This window comes from Amycolatopsis sp. Poz14 (assembly GCF_006704225.1).
Classification (GTDB): domain Bacteria; phylum Actinomycetota; class Actinomycetes; order Mycobacteriales; family Pseudonocardiaceae; genus Amycolatopsis; species Amycolatopsis nivea.
Window position 1 is genome coordinate 8,675,129 of sequence record NZ_JACLHD010000001.1, and the last position, 19,158, is coordinate 8,694,286.

Sequence of the window (19,158 nt, forward strand, 5' to 3'; positions counted from 1 at the left end):
TTTTACGGCTGCGTGTAGAAGACCATGCCGTCCTTGTCGCAGCCGATCCGGCCGCTGCCCTGCGCGCCGGTGTCGGCCATGCACCGCCAGCCGCTCACGTTCAGCACGTGCGCGGTGCCCTCGGCCTTTTTCGGCGCGTCCTCGAAGTACTGGGTGATCACGTTGATCGCCTCGGTGCAGCCGGGGCGACCGGCCTTGGTCTCGGCGGCGGCCAGGCCGACCTTGCCGTTGGGCGCGTCGATCGGGCCGCAGTCGACCGGCGGGCCGACCGTTTCCCCAGCGTCCGAGCTGCTGTCCTGGGATTCGCCCGGGCTGTGCGTCTTGCTCGACGGCGCTGCTTTGCTGCTCGGCAGGGGGCTCGCCGGCACGGACGTGACAGTGAGCGCGACCGACGGCGGGGACGAGACGGCGGCCGCCGGGTCGCTGCTCCCGCCGCAAGCCGCGAGCAGGGTGCCGACCGCGAGAATCGACGCCGTGACAACGGCTTTGGGCACCATCGCGCGCATGAAGAAGTACCTCCCCGGCTCTCGGCCGCCGTTCGGCCGGATTCACTCTATGGGGCCAACGCCGGGTCGGCAGTGTGACAGCGAACGGCCCGGCCTCCCCTCGATGCGGGAAAGCCGGGCCGCCGGCGGAATCGCTTAGTGGATCACGACCTGCCGCACGTGCACGAAGTTCAGGTCGCCGCCCTGCCAGCGGCCGAGGTCGGTCCGGCCGCCGTCCCAGTACAGGGTGACCGAGTTGTTGCCGGAGTCGACCCGGGTGACGCCGCCCAGGTCCACGTACGTCGCGCCGCTGTTGGCGAAGCAGGCGACATCGCTGCCGTCCCACGGGCTTCCGCCGGCGAGGCGCAGCTGGACGAAGTCGGTGCGGCCGTTGCACGCGACCCGGTCGATGGCGAACGCCTGACCGGCCGGAACGGTGACGGCCAGCGCGAGCGCCGCGGCGCCGCCGATCGCGAGTCTCTTGACGAGTGAAGGCATGATCGCTGTGGAACCTTTCTCCCAGTGCTGCCTTGAAGGTGCGCCCGGCTCAACCGCGCCGCCGGACAAGACCGACCGTGCCAGCCCCGGACGGCGAGCGGACAGCCGCGGCGCCCGCTTCTACCCGTTCGTACCCGGGGCGCGAGAGAAAAGTGCCGCGCTCACACCGCCTTGCCGTGGAACGAAAGCCCCTTGCTGCCGCAGAAAATCTGCTTGCTGCCGCCGTTTCCGCCGTCGTATCCGCAGTTCCAGCCGTCGACGTCGAGGAAACGCCCGGTGCCCTCCGCCTTGGTCGGCGCCTGGGCCAGATAGTCGGACATCACGTTGATCGCTTCGGTGCAGCCGACGGTTCCGGCGGGCATCGCCTCGGTCACCACGTCGACCTTGCCGCCGGGGCCGTCGATGGGGCCGCAGTCCGCGCCGTTGCCGAGTTCTCCCTTGCCCGGCAAGCGGTCGCCGGGCTGCTCCTTGGCCGGGCTCGAGTGCGGCTTGGGCTTGCTCTGGTGCGCCGGGGCCTGAGCGGACGGCGTGGGCGTCGCGGAAGAAGTCGGTGCGGCCACGGAGGAAGCGGTCGGCGCGGCCGAGAGCGCAGTAGGCGCGGCTGCGGCCTGCCCGGTCGGCGAGCCGCTGCCGCACGCGGCGACCGCGAGGGCGGCGCCGAGCAGCGAACCGGAAATCAGGGTGCGGGCCACGATGGTGCGCATTGTCGAATCCCCTCCAGGATGTGTTTCCTTCGAACACCCCTGAAGACGTGCGGGCACCGCGGCAGTTGGCCGATCGGACGGCAGTCCGGCCAGCCCTGCCCGTTCGGGCAGGATCGGCTGAACGGCGCAACCCCGCTCAGGAAGCCGGGACGGGTTCCTCTTCCGCGGTGCGCAGCCGCTGCGAGATCACCTTGGTGATGCCGTCGCCCTGCATGCTCACGCCGTACAGCGCGTCGGCGATCTCCATCGTCGGCTTCTGGTGCGTGATGATGATCAGCTGCGACGAATCGCGCAGCTGCTCCAGCAGGCCGATCAGCCGGCGCATGTTGGTGTCGTCCAGCGCCGCCTCGACCTCGTCCATCACGTAGAAGGGCGAAGGGCGGGCGCGGAAGATCGCCACCAGCATGCCGACCGCCACCAGCGACTTTTCGCCACCGGACAGCAGCGACAGCCGCTTGACCTTCTTGCCCGGCGGGCGCGCCTCGACGTCGACGCCGGTGGCGAGCAGGTCGTTCGGCTCGGTGAGCACCATCCGGCCCTCGCCGCCGGGGAACAGCACGCCGAAGACGGTCTCGAACTCGCGCGCCACGTCGGCGTAGGCCGAGGTGAAGACCTCCAGGATCTTCTCGTCGACCTGCTTGATGACGGCCTCGAGGTCCTTGCGGGTGTCCTTGAGGTCTTCCAGCTGGGTGGAGAGGAACTTGTACCGCTCCTCCAGCGCCGCGAATTCCTCCAGCGCCAGCGGGTTCACCTTGCCCAGCAGGGTCAGGTCCTTCTCCGCGCGCTTGGCGCGGCGGGCCTGGGTGTCGCGGTCGTACGGCATCGGCGGCGGCGGGGTGACGTCCTCGCCGCGCTCCTTGGCCGCCTCGTACTCGGCCATCTCGCCCGCGCTCGGCGGCACCGGCACGTTCGGCCCGTACTCCTCGACCAGGTCCGCCAGCCCGATGCCGAAGTCCTCGGCGATCTTCGCTTCCAGCGTTTCCAGCCGCAGCTTCTGCTCGGCGCGCAGCACCTCGTCGCGGTGGACGGCGTCGGTCAGCTTCTCGAGTTCGCCGGACAGCTCGCGCACCTTCGCGCGCACCGCGGTGAGCGCGGTTTCGCGGGTTTGGCGCTGCGCCTGGGCTTCGTCGCGCTCGGCGGCCGCGCGCTGCACGGACAGCTCGATCCGCTCCAGCGCGAATTCACCGGCGTTGACGACCGCGTTCGCGATTTCCGCGCCACGCTCGCGCGCTTCCCGGGCCTTGGCCGCGCGCTCGCGGGCCTGCTGCTCGGCATAGGCCGCGCGGCGCAACGATTCCGCGCGCCCGGCGATGCTGCGCGCGCGTTCCTCGGCAGTGCGCTGCGCGAGCCGCGCTTCGACTTCTTCCTGCCGCACCACGGCAAGCTGCTCGGCGGCTTCGTCGCGCTCGGCGGTGTCCGGGTCGTCTTCGACCGGCTGCTCGGCGACCGCGGCGAGGCGTTCTTCCAGCTCTGCCAACTGTTCCAGCGCCTGCTCGCGGCTTTGCTCGACCTTCGCACGCTGCTGGGTGAGCCGTTCGACCTCGGCCTGCGCGGACCGCGCCGCCTGCTGCAACCGGTTGAGCCGCTCGGAGGAACGGGCCTTGCGCACCTTGGCTTCGCCCAGCGCGTCCTTCGCCTGTCCGACCTCTTCGCGCCGGGACTGCTGCTCGGCGCGCGCGCCTTCCAGTTCGGCGGAGTACTGCTCCAACGCGCGTTCCGCCGTACGCAAACGTTCCTGCGCCTCGTCGACCGCCGCCTGGACCTCGATCACGCTCTCGCGAGCGGCGGAACCACCGGCGATCCAGTCGGCCCCGAAGACATCGCCCTCGGCGGTGACCGCCCGCACCTGCGGGTGCTGCGCCACGAGCTGACGCGCGCCTTCCAGGTCCGGCACCAGCGCGAGGCGGTCCAGCGCCTTCTCGACCGCGGGACGCAACTGCTCCGGCGCGCTGACGACCTCGCGAGCCCAGCGGGCGCCCTCGGGCAGCGGCGGCCACGAGCTGGTGTCCACAGTGGACCCAGCACCAGCAGGCACGATCCCGGCGCGACCGGAATCGGTTTCCTTCAAGTACTTCAGCGCGGACAGCGCGTTCTCGCCGCCGGACACCGCGACCGCGTCGGCCACCGGTCCGAGCGCGGCGGCCAGCGCGACCTCGTGCCCCGGCTGCACGGTAAGCAACGCGGCGACCGAACCGAGCAGGCCCGGCAATTCCGCGGACGCGCCGAGCAGCGCACCCGCGCCGTCCTTGCGCTTGAGCCCCATCGACAGGGCCTCGACACGGGCCTTCTCCGACGCGATCTCGCGCTCGGAACCGCGCTCGGCCTTCACCAGCTCTTCGACGCGAGCCTTGGCGGCGTTGTTCGCCTCCACCGCGCGGTCGTGGCGCTGCTGCAGCTCGGCGTCGTCGGATTCTTCCGTGCCGCCAACGGCTTTGGCTTCTTCCAGCTCCTCGACCGCGATCTCGGCGCGCTCGGCGGCTTCCTGCAGCCCGACCGTCAGCCGGTCGACTTCCTCCGCGGTCGCCCCGTTCTTGCTGCGCAACGCTTCGACCTGACCGGTCAGCTTCGCCATGCCCTCGCGACGGTCGGCGATCGCCCGGACCGCGGCCCAGTGCGCGCGCTCCGCGGCCTGCACCCGCTGTTCGAGATCTTCCCGGCGCAGCACGGTTTCCGCGAGAAGTTCGCGGGCCTCCATGACCGCTTCGGTCAGCTCCTGCTCGCGCTCGGCGGCCTGTTCGGCCTCGGCGAGCAGTTCCTCCGGGTCACGGCCGCCGGTGGGCGCGGAGACGTCGGAAGAAAGGTGCCGCTGCCGTTCGACGGCCAGCCGCACGGTGCCGCGCAACCGTTCGGTGAGCGCGGACAGCTTGTACCAAGTCTCCTGCGCGATCTGCAGCCGCGGCGCGTCCTCGGCGAGCGAAGCCTCCAGCTCGGTTTCTTCCGCGGACACGATTTCCAACGCCTGCTCGACCTCGGCGCGGCGCTGGCGGGCGGTGCGCTCGTCGGCTTCGTCCCGCTGGATGGACTCGCGCTGGGTGACCAGGTCGTCGGCGAGCAGCCGGAGCCGGGCGTCGCGCAGGTCGGACTGCACCGACTGGGCCTTGCGGGCGATCTCGGCCTGTTTGCCCAGCGGTTTGAGCTGGCGGCGCAGTTCGGTGGTGAGGTCGGTGAGCCGGTCGAGGTTGCCCTGCATGTTGTTGAGCTTGCGCAGGGTCTGCTCTTTGCGCTTGCGGTGCTTGAGGACGCCCGCGGCCTCCTCGATGAACGCGCGCCGCTCCTCGGGCTTGGATTCCAGGATCGCCGACAGCTGGCCCTGCCCGACGATGACGTGCATCTCGCGGCCGATGCCGGAGTCCGACAGCAGTTCCTGGACGTCCATCAGCCGGCAGCGGTCGCCGTTGATCTCGTACTCGCTCGCGCCGTCGCGGAACATCCGGCGGGTGATGGAGACCTCGGCGTACTCGATGGGCAGCGCGCCGTCGGCGTTGTCGATGGTGAGCGTGACCTCGGCGCGGCCCAGCGGGGCGCGTCCCGCGGTGCCGGCGAAGATGACGTCTTCCATCTTGCCGCCGCGCAGGTCCTTCGCGCCCTGGGTGCCCATGACCCAGCGCAGCGCGTCGAGGACGTTCGACTTTCCGGAGCCGTTCGGGCCGACCACGCAGGTGATGCCGGGTTCGAAGCGCAGCGTGGTCGCCGAGGCGAAGGACTTGAAGCCCTTGAGCGTCAGGCTCTTCAGGTGCACGTGCTGCCGACCCCTCTTGGCCACGGGTACTGGATGGCTACCGGTTCCCCCGGTTCGGGACAGGCTACCCGGGGGTTCTCCGGCGCCGTGGGAGGCCGGGCCGCCCGGGCGCGCCTAGCACAGGACCGACCGCCCCGGCAACCCCAAGCACCCCGTCAGCCGCAGCCGCCCCACCCGCCTCAGCGTTCGGCGAAGCCCTCCAGCCCGCCCTTGGCGGCGGTCCAGCGTTCAACTACCTGATCCACTCTTCCGGGTGAGGTTCCGGAGCGCAGCGCGCTCAGCAACTGCGCACAGTTGCCCCGGCTACCCTCCGCGACCACCTCGACACGGCCGTCCGGGAGATTCCTGGCGAATCCGGTCAGCCCGAGTTCCAGCGCCCGGCTCCGGGTCCACCAGCGAAAACCGACACCCTGCACCTGCCCGTGCACCCAGGCGGCCAGCCGGACGGGCGATTCCTGCTCGTTCACCGGCCCCATCCTGCCGCACACCCCCGGCTGCGGACGGTGACGGCCCCGTCCCTCGGTCGCGCGAACGGGTGCTGAGCAGTGATAACCTCCCGCCTGGCATCCGGGGCCGGAGCCCCGCTCCCCCGTTGCCGCCCCTCGACTTGAGCGTTGACCCCTTCTAAGGAGCCTGCATGTCCCGTCCCGACGGGCCTGAACCAAGCTCAGCGTCGCCCGAGATCGCGGTGAGCGCTGCCCCCACCGCTCCGCCGAAGGGCGCGAGCGGGAGGCTGAGCCGCTCCGGCTACGCGATCCTGGGCGTCAGCGGCCTCGTGGTCGCGACGGCCTTCGCCGCGGTCGCCGAACTCGCCGGCCCCGGCTCGGTCACCGACACCGCGACGAACACCACCGGCGGCGGCCAGGGCGGACTGCAGGGCAGCTCCCAGGTAGTCGTGCCGGGCAACGCCGTCCCCGGCGGCCCGATGACCGTCCCCGGCTCGCCGACCCCCGGCCAGACCTCCCCGCCGACCCCGACCACGGTGGTGGCGGTGGGCCCGGACGGGAAGCCGACGACGAGCGTGATCACTCCTCCGCCGAACGCTGGTCAGCCCGGCGGACAGCCGGGTGGCGGGCAACCGGTGCCGGGTACGACGTCGGACCGCAGCGACCCGCCGACCAGCCACCCGACGACGCCGAAACCGCCGACCAGCTCCACGGCCTCGACGACGCCGTCCACCCCGCCGAGCACCCCCTCGTCGCCTCCGGACAGCCCGCCGCCCAGCTCTGGCAGCAGTTCGACCGGCGGCCAGCCGTCGTCGTCCTCGTCGCCGAGCGCGTCCACTTCGGACACCAACCCGACGAGTTCCACCAGCCGCTGAAGTACGTGAGGGGAACCCTGAGGGAATCTGATTCCCTCAGGGTTCCCCTCACGGCTTTTCTGGCAGCTCAGGCCTCGAAGCGGTACCCCATCCCAGGTTCGGTGAGCAGATGCCGCGGCCGTGAAGGCTCCGGCTCCAGCTTCCGCCGCAATTGCGCCAGATACACCCGCAGATAATGGGATTCCGTCTCATACGACGGGCCCCACACCTCGTGCAGCAGCTGTTTCTGCGCCACCAGCCGGCCGCGGTTGCGGACCAGCAGTTCCAGCACTCCCCATTCCGTCTTGGTCAGGTGCACCTCGCGTCCCTCGCGCAGCACCTTCTTCGCCGCCAGGTCGATCGTGAACGAGCCGGTGTCCACCACCGCTTCCGCGCCGTCCGTGCCGCCGACCGACGAGCGGCGGACCGCGGCTCGCAGGCGGGCCAGGAGTTCGTCCATGCCGAACGGTTTGGTGACGTAATCGTCCGCACCGGCGTCCAGTGCCTGGACCTTGTCCGCCGAATCACCGCGCGCGGACAGCACGATGATCGGCACCGTCGTCCAGCCGCGCAGGCCTGCGATCACCTCGGTGCCGTCGAGATCAGGCAGGCCGAGATCGAGCACCACTACGTCGGGTTTCGTTTCGGCGACCGCTTTCAGCGCAGCGGTGCCGTCGTGTGCGGTGATCACCTTGTACCCGCGTGCGTTGAGGTTGATCCGCAACGCACGCACGATCTGCGGTTCATCGTCGACGACCAGCACCGTCGCCGCTGGATCGGCAGTCATCGCGCCACCCCCTCCTCCGCCGGTTCGGCTTCCACGAGTTCCCGGCCGGTACAGGCCGGCAGCGAGATCACCACCGTCAACCCTCCACCAGGTGTGTCCTCCGCGCGAACGGTACCGCCCATCGCCTCGGTGAACCCCTTCGCGACAGACAATCCGAGCCCGACGCCCGGCGTCGAGTCCCGGTCGCCGCCCAGCCGCTGGAACGGCGCGAACGCGGACTCCGCGGTCCCCTTCCGCAGGCCCTTTCCGTGGTCGACGATCCGCAGTTCCACAAACTCCGAATGCGCGCTCGCCCGCGCGGAAACGTCGCCGCCGCCGTGTCGGAGAGCGTTGTCGAGCACGTTCGCGATCACTCGTTCCAGCAGGCCGGGATCCGCTTGCACCGAAGGCAATCGCGCGTCCACCGATACCTGCACCTGCTGCGAATTGTCCACATTGGACAGTGCATGCGCGACTACTTCGTCGTAACCGACCGGCCGCAGGTGCGGGGTGACCGCGCCGGTCGCCAGCCGCGAGGAGTCGAGGAGGTTGTCGATCAGCCCGGCGAGCCGGTCCGCGGAAAGCTCCACCGCTTCCATCAGTTCCTCAGTGTCCTCATCGGACAGCGAAAGATCCGGCGCGCGCAGGCTGCCGATCGCCGCCTTGATGGACGTGAGCGGCGTCCGCAGGTCATGTCCGACCGCGGACAGCAACGTCGTGCGCAACTCGGTCGCCTCGGCCTTGCGTTCGGCGGCCGCCGCAGCCGCTGCCATTCGCTGCTGCCGCAAAGCGAGCAACGCTTGTCCCGCAACGGCTTCGAGCACCCGACGGTCCGCCGCGGGCAATGCGCGACCGCGCAATGTCAGGTGGACGTCAGCGGTCACCGCAATGTCCACATCGGCCTCATCCGGATCCGCACACGGCTCGCCGCCGGACAGCGCGACCTTGTCCCACTTGCCATTGCGTTTCTCCAGCAGCGTCACGGAAGTGAGGCCGAAGTTCTCTCGTACCTTCTCCAGCAACCGCTCGATCGGGTTCGGATTGGTCAACACCGTTCGCGCATAAGACGCCAACAACGACGCCTCCGTGCGAGCCCGCGCCGCCGCCACGCCCCGCCGGGCGGCGGAAGCGACGACCAGCGCCACCATCACCGCCACCACGATCATCACGATCAGCGTCACGACATTCTGCGGACTGTGCACATTCAGCGTGTACAGCGGCGGCGTGAAGAAGAAATTCAGCAGCCCGGCCCCGAAAATCGCAGCCACCAGCGCCGGACCGAGCCCACCCACCAGCGCGACGATGACGGTGGCCAGCACGTAAAGGATCACATCGGTGGAGAACTCGACCGCGTCGCGCAGCAGCACGCCGAGACCGGTCGCGATGACCGGTGCCACGATGCTCAGCACCCAGCCCAGCACGAGCCGCGACGGCGCGAGCGGGCTCGTGCCCAGCCGCGCCCGCAGCCGTCCGCCGGCGTAGGAGTGCGTGACCATGTGCACGTCGATCGGCCCGGACTGCTGCACCACGGTCGCGCCGATCCCCTGGTCGAAAAGCCGCGCGATCCGCGACCGCCGCGAGGTGCCGATAACGAGCTGAGTCGCGTTGACCCCCCGCGCGAAATCGAGCAGCGCCGTCGGCACGTCGTCGCCGACCACCGCGTGAAAGGTCGCGCCGACCTCCTCGGCCAGCGTGCGGCAGCGGGCCATCGCGGTCGGCCCGAGCCCGGCCAGGCCGTCGCCGCGCAGGATGTGCACGACCTGCAGTTCCGCGCCCGCCCGGGTGGCGATCCGGCTGGCGCGCCGGATCAGCGTCTCGCTTTCCGGACCGCCGGTGATCGACACGACCACCCGTTCGCGCGTTTCCCACGTATCGGTGATCTTCTGCTCGGCGCGATAACGCTGCAGCGCGACGTCGACCTGGTCAGCCACCCACAGCAGCGCCAGCTCGCGCAAAGCGGTGAGGTTGCCGGGCCGGAAGTAGTTGCCCAGCGCGGCGTCGATGCGCTCGGCAGGGTAGACGTTGCCGTGCGCGAGCCGCCGCCGCAGCGCCTCCGGCGTGATGTCGACCAGCTCCAGCTGCTCCGCGCGGCGCACGACCTCGTCCGGCACGGTTTCCTGCTGGGTGACGCCGGTGATGCGCTCGACGACGTCGTTGAGGCTCTGCAGGTGCTGCACGTTGACCGTGGACAGCACGTCGATGCCCGCGTCGAGCAGCTCGTCGATGTCCTGCCAGCGCTTCTCGTGCCGCCCGCCGGGCACGTTCGTATGGGCCAGCTCGTCCACGACGACGACCTCGGGCGCGCGGGCGAGCACCGCGTCGAGGTCCATCTCGGCGAACTCGTGCCCGCGGTGGCTGACCGTGCGCCGAGGCACGACCTCCAGCCCGTCGAGCAGGTCGGCGGTCTTCTCGCGGCCGTGCGTTTCGACCAGGCCGACGACCACGTCCGTGCCGCGGTCCAGACGACGGCGGGCTTCGCCGAGCATGGCGAAGGTCTTGCCGACGCCCGGAGCCGCGCCGAGGTAGATGCGCAGTTCGCCTCGGCGCGGCTTCGGGGGTGTGTCAGGGGTGCTCACTGTGTCAGTGTGCGCCAGGAGCGGCCGAATGCACGGCAAGGTTGAGCCGGAGCACATTCACGCCCGGCACCCCGATCCCGTTGCCGCTCGTGTTGTCCGCGACCAGCTGCCGCACCTTCTCCTCGCTCAACCCGGTGTTGCGGGCCACGCGGAGCACCTGGAGATCGGCGTAGGCGACGCTGATCGCCGGGTCGAGGCCCGAGCCCGAAGCGGTCACCGCGTCGGCTGGCACCTCCGCCGGGGTGACGCCCTCGCGTTGGGCGATCAGCGCCCGCCGCTGCGCGATGGCCTTGGTCAGATCCTCGTTGTACGGCCCCTTGTTGGACGGCCCCGACGTCGACGGGTCGCCCGGCCCGAGCACGTCCTTCGAACCGGCCGAGGGCCGGTTGTGGAACCACGGGTCGCGCGCCGGGTCCGCGGCGACCGGGTCGATCCCGATCAGCGACGAGCCGACGGCCTGGCCGTGCAGCGTCACCACCGAACCCTCCGCGTGCCCTTGGAGGCCGGGGATGCGGGACACCGCCCACACGCCGAGCGGGTAGACGACGCCGAGCAGCACGGTCATCGCGAGGAGCAGGCGCAGGCCCGCCCAGGTCTGCTTGAGCAAGACGTTCATGTCAGCCAATCCCTGGAATGTGGCGCACGATCAGGTCGATCACCCAGATCCCGAGGAACGGGCTGACGATCCCGCCGAGGCCGTAGACGAGCAGGTTGCGGCGCAGCAGCGCGGACGCCGACGACGGCCGGTACCGCACGCCGCGCAGGGCGAGCGGGATCAGCGCGACGATGATCAGCGCGTTGAAGATCACCGCGGAGAGGATCGCCGACTTCGGCGTCGCCAGGTGCATGATGTTGAGCGCGCCGAGCTGGGCGAAGATGCCGGTGAACATCGCGGGCAGGATGGCGAAGTACTTCGCCAGGTCGTTCGCCACGCTGAACGTGGTGAGCGCGCCGCGGGTGATCAGCAGCTGTTTGCCGATGCCGACGATCTCGATCAGCTTAGTCGGGTTCGAGTCGAGGTCGACCATGTTCCCGGCCTCCTTGGCCGCCATGGTCCCGGTGTTCATCGCGACGCCGACGTCGGATTGCGCGAGCGCGGGCGCGTCGTTCGTGCCGTCGCCGGTCATCGCGACGAGCCGCCCGCCCTCCTGTTCCTTCTTGATGAGCGCCATCTTGTCCTCGGGCTTGGCCTCGGCGAGATAGTCGTCGACGCCCGCGTCCTCGGCGATCGCGCGTGCGGTGAGCGGGTTGTCGCCGGTGATCATCACCGTCTTGATGCCCATCGAGCGCAGTTCCTCGAACCGCTCCTTCATGCCCGGTTTCACCACGTCCGACAGCCGGATGACCCCGCGCACGAACGCCGTCCCGTTCGCCGCTTCCGCGACCACCAGCGGGGTTCCGCCCTGCTGGCTGATCTCGTCCACGACGCGTTCGGTCTCGTCCGGAACGTCGCCGCCGCGGTCGCGCACCCACTGGCGCACCGCCGAGGTCGCGCCCTTGCGGACCTCGCGGCCGTCCAGGTCGACGCCGCTCATCCGGGTCTGCGCGGTGAACGGAACGAACTCGGCGAGCTTCTCGCTGTCGTCCGCCGCGCCCGGAAGCCCGTGCTGCTCGGCGATCAGCTCGACGATGCTGCGCCCTTCCGGCGTGCCGTCGGCGAGGCTGGACAGCCGGGCCGCGCGCGCCAGATCGTCCATAGTGGACTTCCCGACCGGGATCAGCTCGGTCGCGCGCCGGTTGCCGAAGGTGATCGTTCCGGTCTTGTCGAGCAGCAGCGTCGAGACGTCGCCGGCGGCTTCGACCGCTCGACCGGACGTGGCGAGGACGTTGCGCTGCACCAACCGGTCCATTCCGGCGATGCCGATCGCGCTCAGCAGCGCGCCGATCGTGGTCGGAATCAGGCAGACCAGGAGCGCGCTCAGCACGATCACCGACTGCTGGCTCCCGGAGTACGCCGCCATCGGCTGCAGCGCCACGACGGCGAGCAGGAAGATGATGGTCAGCGTCGACAACAGGATGGTCAGCGCGATCTCGTTCGGCGTCTTCTGCCGGGAAGCGCCTTCCACCAACGCGATCATCCGGTCCACAAAGGACTCGCCGGGCTTGGTGCTGATCCGCACGACGATCCGGTCGCTCAGCACCGTGGTGCCGCCGGTGACCGCCGAACGGTCGCCGCCGGACTCGCGGATCACCGGGGCCGACTCGCCGGTGATGGCCGACTCGTCGACCGTGGCGATGCCTTCGACGACGTCGCCGTCGCCCGGGATCACCTCCCCGGCCTCGACCACCACGCGGTCGCCGACCCGCAGGTCCACCCCGGGCACCTGCTCCTCGGAACCGTCCTCGGTGAGCCGCCGCGCGACGGTCTCCTTTTTGGTCCGCCGCAACGATTCCGCCTGCGCTTTGCCGCGTCCTTCGGCGACGGCCTCGGCCAGGTTCGCGAACACGACGGTGAACCACAGCCACACCGCGATGAGGATCGAGAACACGCTCGGGTCGGTGACCGCGAAGACGGTGGTCAGGACCGAACCGGCCCACACCACGAACATCACCGGGTTCTTGAGCTGGTGGCGCGGATTCAGCTTGCGCAGCGCGTCCGGCATGGACGACCACAGCTGCTTCGGACTGAAAACCCCGGCGCCGACGCGTCCGGCGTTTTCGACGTGGTGCTGCGTCTCCTCTTCCGGAGTCCGCTCTTGGGTGATGGTCATGCCAATGCCTCTGCAATCGGCCCCAGCGCGAGCGCCGGGATGAAGGTGAGGGCCGCGACGAGGACGACAGTGCCGGTCAGCAACGTCCCGAACAGCGGCCCGGTGGTGGGCAGCGTGCCCGAGGTCTCGGGAACTTTCTTCTGCGAGGCAAGCGATCCCGCCAGGCAGAGCACCGCGACGATGGGCACGAACCGGCCGATCAGCATGGCCACCGAAAGCGACGCCTGGAACCAGTCGCTGGTCGCGGTGAGACCGCCGAACGCGCTGCCGTTGTTGTTGCCCGCGGACGTGTAGCCGTAAAGGACCTCCGACAGCCCGTGCGGGCCCGAGTTGCCGAGCGCGTCCCGGGTGCCCGGCAGCAGCAAGGCGATTCCGGAGCCGAGCAGGACCACGGTGGGCATCGCCAGCATCGAGATCGCCGCGCAGGTGACCTCGCGCTTGCCGAGCTTCTTGCCCAGGTATTCCGGCGTTCGCCCGACCATCAGCCCGGCCAGGAACATCGCGATCACGGCCATGACGAGAATCCCGTACAGCCCGGTGCCGACGCCGCCCGGCGAAACCTCGCCGAAGAGCATGTTCAGCAGCGTGCCCCCACCGCCGAGGCCGGACAGGCTGTCGTGCGCGCCGTTGACCGCGCCGGTCGACGTGCCGGTGGTGGTGTCGGCGAACAGCGACGTGCCGCCGATGCCGAACCGCTGTTCCTTGCCCTCGAGATTCGCTCCCGCGGCCAGCGCCGCCGGGCTGTTCGTGCGCGCCTCGGACGTCCAGATCACCGCGAGCATCGCCGTCCACAGACCGGCCATCACCGACAGCAGGACGTAGCCCTGCTTGCGGTTGCCGACCAGCTGCCCGAAGGCGCGGGTCAGGCAGACCGGGATCACGAGGATCAGGAACATCTCGATGACGTTGGTCCAGACGTTCGGGTTCTCGAACGGGTGCGCGGAGTTGGCGTTGAAGATGCCGCCGCCGTTCGTGCCGAGTTCCTTGATCGCTTCCTGGCTCGCCGCCGGGGCCAGCGCGATCGTGCTGCCGGAACCGTCCGGGTTCGTCACCGCGACGCCGGACCGCAGGCTCTGCACGACGCCGAGCGCGACGAGGACGAGCGCGAACACGAACGCCATCGGCACCAGCACGCGGATCGTGCCGCGGGTCAGGTCGACCCAGAAGTTGCCGAGCCGGTCGGTGCGCGAGCGGACGAACCCGCGCGTCACCGCGATCGCCACGGCGAGCCCGACGCCCGCGGAGAGGAAGTTCTGCACGGTGAGCCCGGCCATCTGGACGAAGTGGCCCATGGTCGACTCGGGCGTGTAGGACTGCCAGTTCGTGTTGGTCACGAAGGAAACCGCGGTGTTGAACGCGACGGCGGGCGAAACCGGCCCGCGGTCGAAGTTCCACGGCAGGATCGACTGCAGGCGCTGCAGCAGGTACAGCAGGATCACCGAGACGAACGAGAAGCCGAGCACGCCCGAGGCGTAGGTCTTCCAGTGCTGTTCGGTGTTCGGGTCGACCCGCACGATCTTGTACAGGGTCCTCTCGATCCGCAGGTGCTTCTCGGTGGAGAAGACGCGGGCGAGGTAGTCGCCGAGGGGTTTGTAGACCACCGCGAGGGCGACCAGGAGCACGCCGGCTTGCAGGAAACCGGCCGCGACGTCACTCATCTCAGAATTTCTCCGGCCTCACGAGGGCGACGAACAGGTAGCCGAGGAGGCCAAGCGCCAGCAGCCCGCCGACGATGTTGGCCACGGTGCCCGCGCCGCTCACAGCTTCTCCAGCCCGCGCAGGACACCGGCGAGCACCGCGAAAACGCCGATGAGCAATAGGGCGTACAGCAAATCCGCCACGAGGCACCTCTCAGGAAGGGTCACCCGGCACGGGCGACCGTCGGTCGAGAGCCACTGTGCGGTCGTCGCGGAGGGTGAGCACCCGCGTCTGACGCCTCCTTGACGCCGCGACCTGGGGGCGTTTACGCGATCTTGACGGCCGGTGACCCGGGCCACTGCGGCAAGCGCCATCCGGGTCAGCGGAGTCACGTGACGGTCCGTAGTTGGTGGGTGACTTGCGGCACAGCTGGTAGCGGATCAAGGACAGAGAGTGCAATTCGGGCAGACAACGGTCGGGGGTCCGTGTTACACCTGAGTAACCAATAGTTGTATCAACTAACTAACTAGGTTCAGGGAGGGCTCGTATGTGCGGAATCGCGGGCTGGGTTTCCTACGACACGGATCTCACGCGGCAGCAGGAGATCGCGGACGCGATGACCGAGACCATGGCCTGCCGAGGACCGGACGACCGCGGGACCTGGGTCCGCCGCTCGGTCGCTCTCGGTCACCGCCGGCTCGCCATCATCGACCTGCCGGGCGGACGCCAGCCGATGAGCGTCAAGACCCCGAACGGCGAGGTCGCGATGGTCTACAGCGGCGAGGCGTACAACTTCTCCGAACTTCGTGAAGAACTCACCAAACTGGGCCACCGCTGGGAGACCGACAGCGACACCGAGGTCGTGCTGCACGGGTACCTGCAGTGGGGCACCGAGGTCGTGGACCACCTCAACGGCATGTACGCGTTCGCGATCTGGGACGAGCGCGACCAGAAGCTCGTGATGATCCGCGACCGGATGGGCATCAAGCCGTTCTACTACTACCCCACCCGCGACGGCGTCCTGTTCGGCTCCGAGCCGAAGGCGATCCTGGCGAACCCGTTGGCGCGCAAGGCGGTCGACAGCGACGGCCTGCGCGAGCTGATGGGCTTCACGAAGCGTCCGGGCTGGTCGCTGTGGAAGGGCATGCACGAGGTCGACCCGGCCACCGTCGTGACGGTGACCCGGGAGGGCATCAACACCCGCACCTACTGGAAGCTCGACGCGAAGCAGCACACTGACGACCAGGAGACGACGGTCGAGCGCGTGCGCGAGCTGATGACCGACATCGTCCACCGGCAGCTGGTCGCCGACGTCCCGCGCTGCGTGCTGCTGTCCGGCGGCCTCGACTCGAGCGCGGTCACCGGTCTCGCCGCCGCGCGGCTGGCCGAGGAAGGCGAGCAGCTGCGCACCTTCTCGGTCGACTTCTTCGGGCAGGAGGAGAACTTCCAGCCCGACGAAATGCGCGACACCCCCGACTCGCCCTACATCCGCGACGTCGCCAAGCTGGTCGGTTCCGCGCACCAGGACGTGATGCTGAACCCGGCCGACCTGAGCGACCCCGAGGTGCGCCGCAAGGTGCTGCGCGCCCGCGACATCCCGACGGGTCTCGGCGACATGGACACGTCGTTGTACCTGCTGTTCAAGGCGATCCGGGCGGAGTCGACGGTCGCGCTGTCCGGCGAATCGGCCGACGAGGTGTTCGGCGGGTACCGCTGGTTCCACGACGAGGCCGCGGTGAAGGCGGACACCTTCCCGTGGCTGGCGTTCCGCAACAGCCTGATGGACGACCGTGCTTCGCTGCTCGAACCGGGCCTCGCCGCGAAGCTCGACCTGGATTCCTACATCGACGACCAGTACCGCACCGCGGTGTCCCAAGTGGACTTGCTGGACGGCGAATCCGAGCGGGAATCGCGGATGCGGGTCATCTGCAACCTCCACCTGACCCGCTTCGTGCGGCAGCTGCTCGACCGCAAGGACCGCATGTCGATGGCGGTCGGCCTGGAAGTCCGCGTGCCGTTCTGCGACCACCGGCTCGTCGAGTACGTCTACAACACGCCGTGGTCGCTCAAGACCTACGACGGCCGGGAAAAGAGCCTGCTGCGGCACGCGACGAAGCACGTGCTGCCGGCGTCGGTGCGGGACCGGGTGAAGAGCCCGTATCCGTCCACTCAGGACCCGGGGTACGCGATCGCGCTGCAGGAGCAGGTCAAGGAAGCCTTGGCGCAGAAGGACAACCCGCTGTTCCAGATGGTCAGCCGGGAATGGCTGCAGCAGTCGGCGGCGACGGACCCGGCGGCGATCAGCCAGGCCCAGCGGGTCGGCATGGACCGGGCGCTGGACCTGCACCACTGGTTCGACATGTACTCGCCGGAGCTGGAACTCAACTGACCTCTTGCTCGACCGGCGAGCGCCCCAATGCCGCATTGGGTGCATGCGACGCACCCAATGCGGCATTGGTTGCGTTCAGCGCACCCAATGCCACATTGGGGTTATCTCAGTAGCGCGATGTGCGGTGGGTTCGCGGCAGCGGCGCTTGCCAGGGCGCTGCGGGCACCGGCCGACGAGACGCACCCGGGGCTCCTCCCGCTGAGGTCCGTGAAGGACTCATTGAGGGAACCTGATTCCCTCAATGAGCCCTTCACGGACCTCGCCAGCCCGCCGCGCGCGAGAAACCCCCGCGAGCGCGGCGCATGAAGCTGCCCCTGGTCAGTGCGAACGTCCGTGAGGGCCACCCTGAGGGAATCTGATTCCCTCAGGGTGGCCCTCACGGCCATCGGAATCGCGCGCCGGGCGGCGGTTGGTGCAGGAGCTCCGGCACCCGGCGGAAAAACCCCATCGGGCGCTCGCAGGACCGAGCCGAGCAGTCAGAAGTCCAGGTGTGCGTCGATCTCCGTGCCGCGCACGTCCAGTTCCGCGCCGGCCCCGCTCAGCAGTCGCTGGGCCGCCGCGTTGTCCACAGTGGTCGTCGCGACGAACTTCGCCGCTCCGCCGTCGCGGGCCGCGTCCAGCAGGACCGCGGTCACCTTGCGGCCGATTCCGCGGCCGCGCGCCGAGCGGCCGAGCCACACTCCGGCCTCGACCTCCAGCGCGGCCCGTCCGGACACCGGGCGCAGGCGGGCCGCTCCGCAGACCCGGCCGTCGACTTCCACGACCCACGTCGTCTCGATGGCGGTGTCCGGATTGAGCGATCGCCGGCGGTGGAACGCGAGAAACGCTTCGCGGCGGGCTTCGGTCCACCCGGCGGGACCTTCCACCGGCGGCATGACCTCGGCCGGTTCGGCGTCGGCCACCGCGGCTTCCAGAAGCCGCTCCAGCCCCTGCTCGTCGAGCGGGATCAGCACGATCTCGGATTCTCCGGATCCAGGCACGCCCCGCAGCTTGGCACGCGAAGCCGTCCCGCGCTACCCGATCGGCCCAGTCGTTACCAGGGAACCGGCTTGCCGAAGCGGTCGAGGAACCGCAAGCCCGGCTCGCCTGCCTGTGCTTCCAGCACATCGACGACCGCGGGCACGCTTTCCTCCGGCAGCAACGGCGCGTCCGGACCGCCGAGCCGCGTCCGGTTGTGCCCGGGGTCGATGAGCAGTTTGGTGCGCCCGTCGCCCTCGTGCCGAGTGGCGTAGCTGCGCATGAGCTGGTTGAGCGCGGCCTTGCTCGCCTTGTACAGCTCGTATCCGGGTTCGACGTTCATCGAAATGCTGCCCTGCTCCGACGACATCACCGCGATCGTGCCGCCCGGCGCGACCAGACCGTGCAGTCCTTCGAGGACTCTCAACGGGCTCAACGCATTGGTGATCATCACTTCCGCGAACATCTCGGCGGGCACTTCGCTGATCGGCAGATTCCCGCGGTCGATCGCCGCGTTCACAAAGAGCAGATCAAGCGGGCCGTCCACTCTCTCGCGCAACGCGGTTATCTGTGCGTCGTCGGTCATCTCCAACTGCTCGGTCCGCATTCCTTCCTGCGGCACCGATCCGTCGCGGGTCGTCGCGATGACCTCCCACCCGCGCCGGTCCAACTCGGTGACCAGCACCAATCCCAAGCCCCGCGAAGCCCCGACCACCACTGCCCGGCGTGCTGCCATGACCCTTCCTTTGTCTAGACGCAACGTCACGTCTAGACAGTAGCACGGTAAGGTGCCCGGTATGCCCGCAGTCAATTCCCAGCCCCGCAGGGCACGCTCCGGCAACCGGCGCGACGAGGCCGCTCGCCTGGCGGTGCTCCACGCCGCCGACGACCTGCTCGTCGAGCACGGCTTCGGCGGGCTGACCGTCGAGGCGATCGCGCGCCGGGCCGGCGTCGCGAAGCAGACGATCTACCGCTGGTGGCCGTCGAAGGTCGAAATTCTGCTGGACACGCTGATCGAGGACAGCGAGAAACGCCTGCCGGTGCCGACGGAACTGCCGACGGCCGACAGCATCCGGGCGTACCTGCGCGACTTCGCGCACTTCCTCTCCGAAGACCCGGCTGGCAAGTGCCTGCTCACCCTGCTGGCCGAAGCACAGCACGATGTGGGGACTGCGGCTCGCTTCCACGAGCGTTACCTGGAGCCGCGACAGATCGCGGAGCGCGAGATGCTGACGCTGGCTGCCGAAGCGGGCGAGGTTTCTCCGGTACTGGATCCGGAGGCCACAATGGACGCTCTGCTGGGACCGATCGTCTACTGTGCACTCACCGGGGCTGCGGTACCGGGAGATCTGGTGGATACGTTGGTGGAGAGGCTGCTTCGCCCGCGAGCTTGAC

17 protein-coding genes are annotated in these 19,158 nt (G+C 69.5%); 2 read left to right on the top strand and 15 right to left on the bottom strand.

The features are described 5' to 3' along the window. Nucleotides 1-2 precede the first annotated feature (2 nt). The 13 genes from FKO37_RS40365 to kdpF all read right to left on the bottom strand — a co-directional run bounded on the left by FKO37_RS40365 (nt 3) and on the right by kdpF (nt 14,540). Nucleotides 3-506 (bottom strand): hypothetical protein, encoded by a 504-nt coding sequence (locus FKO37_RS40365; protein WP_238607840.1) that lies wholly within the window; start codon nt 504-506, stop codon nt 3-5. A gap of 135 nt (nt 507-641) precedes the next feature. Further along, a complete protein-coding gene (locus tag FKO37_RS40370; protein WP_134668037.1) occupies nt 642-983 on the bottom strand; it encodes a beta/gamma crystallin domain-containing protein in 342 nt (113 codons plus the stop codon). 161 nt (nt 984-1,144) lie between these two features. Further along, nucleotides 1,145-1,687, bottom strand: coding sequence for a hypothetical protein (locus FKO37_RS40375; protein ID WP_238607841.1), 543 nt, complete (start codon nt 1,685-1,687; stop codon nt 1,145-1,147). 136 nt (nt 1,688-1,823) lie between these two features. Further along, nucleotides 1,824-5,426 carry a chromosome segregation protein SMC gene (smc, locus tag FKO37_RS40380; protein ID WP_238608410.1) on the bottom strand — a complete coding sequence of 1,201 codons (3,603 nt, stop codon included), beginning with the start codon at nt 5,424-5,426 and terminating at the stop codon, nt 1,824-1,826. A gap of 179 nt (nt 5,427-5,605) precedes the next feature. Continuing rightward, nucleotides 5,606-5,902, bottom strand: coding sequence for an acylphosphatase (locus tag FKO37_RS40385; RefSeq protein ID WP_078870324.1), 297 nt, complete (start codon nt 5,900-5,902; stop codon nt 5,606-5,608). 271 nt (nt 5,903-6,173) lie between these two features. Next, nucleotides 6,174-6,455: a hypothetical protein gene (locus tag FKO37_RS40390; protein WP_078870323.1), complete on the bottom strand. Its 282-nt coding sequence runs from the start codon at nt 6,453-6,455 to the stop codon at nt 6,174-6,176. 18 nt (nt 6,456-6,473) lie between these two features. Continuing rightward, on the bottom strand, nt 6,474-6,737 hold the full coding sequence (locus FKO37_RS40395) for a hypothetical protein (RefSeq protein ID WP_158691431.1): 264 nt from the start codon (nt 6,735-6,737) through the stop codon (nt 6,474-6,476). Nucleotides 6,738-6,814: 77 nt separating this feature from the next. Then, nucleotides 6,815-7,513 (bottom strand): response regulator, encoded by a 699-nt coding sequence (locus FKO37_RS40400; protein ID WP_037810222.1) that lies wholly within the window; start codon nt 7,511-7,513, stop codon nt 6,815-6,817. After that, entirely contained in the window at nt 7,510-10,068 is a 2,559-nt protein-coding gene (locus tag FKO37_RS40405) for a sensor histidine kinase KdpD (protein WP_238607842.1), read from the bottom strand. Before FKO37_RS40405 ends, FKO37_RS40400 begins: the two co-directional genes overlap by 4 nt. 4 nt (nt 10,069-10,072) lie before the next feature. Further along, nucleotides 10,073-10,684: a potassium-transporting ATPase subunit C gene (locus FKO37_RS40410; RefSeq protein ID WP_238607843.1), complete on the bottom strand. Its 612-nt coding sequence runs from the start codon at nt 10,682-10,684 to the stop codon at nt 10,073-10,075. Nucleotide 10,685: 1 nt separating this feature from the next. After that, nucleotides 10,686-12,779 (bottom strand): potassium-transporting ATPase subunit KdpB, encoded by a 2,094-nt coding sequence (kdpB, locus tag FKO37_RS40415; RefSeq protein ID WP_238607844.1) that lies wholly within the window; start codon nt 12,777-12,779, stop codon nt 10,686-10,688. Next, complete coding sequence (kdpA, locus tag FKO37_RS40420) at nt 12,776-14,437, bottom strand: potassium-transporting ATPase subunit KdpA (protein ID WP_238607845.1); 1,662 nt, start codon at nt 14,435-14,437, stop codon at nt 12,776-12,778. Before kdpA ends, kdpB begins: the two co-directional genes overlap by 4 nt. Nucleotide 14,438: 1 nt before the next feature. Continuing rightward, nucleotides 14,439-14,540, bottom strand: a complete 102-nt coding sequence (gene kdpF, locus FKO37_RS40425) for a K(+)-transporting ATPase subunit F (protein ID WP_037358287.1) — start codon at nt 14,538-14,540, stop codon at nt 14,439-14,441. Between the two features lie 424 nt (nt 14,541-14,964). On the opposite strand from kdpF, the gene asnB reads away from it, so the two are divergent. Then, complete coding sequence (gene asnB / locus FKO37_RS40430; protein WP_238607846.1) at nt 14,965-16,806, top strand: asparagine synthase (glutamine-hydrolyzing); 1,842 nt, start codon at nt 14,965-14,967, stop codon at nt 16,804-16,806. A 476-nt stretch (nt 16,807-17,282) separates the two neighbouring features. Here asnB and FKO37_RS40435 read toward each other — a convergent pair whose 3' ends face one another. Together FKO37_RS40435 and FKO37_RS40440 are read right to left on the bottom strand one after the other, a co-directional pair. Next, nucleotides 17,283-17,786 carry a GNAT family N-acetyltransferase gene (locus FKO37_RS40435; protein ID WP_238607847.1) on the bottom strand — a complete coding sequence of 168 codons (504 nt, stop codon included), beginning with the start codon at nt 17,784-17,786 and terminating at the stop codon, nt 17,283-17,285. Between the two features lie 53 nt (nt 17,787-17,839). Continuing rightward, a complete protein-coding gene (locus FKO37_RS40440) occupies nt 17,840-18,499 on the bottom strand; it encodes an SDR family NAD(P)-dependent oxidoreductase (RefSeq protein ID WP_107050949.1) in 660 nt (219 codons plus the stop codon). 61 nt (nt 18,500-18,560) lie between these two features. On the opposite strand from FKO37_RS40440, the gene FKO37_RS40445 reads away from it, so the two are divergent. Next, on the top strand, nt 18,561-19,157 hold the full coding sequence (locus FKO37_RS40445; RefSeq protein WP_238607848.1) for a TetR/AcrR family transcriptional regulator: 597 nt from the start codon (nt 18,561-18,563) through the stop codon (nt 19,155-19,157). Nucleotide 19,158 lies beyond the last annotated feature (1 nt).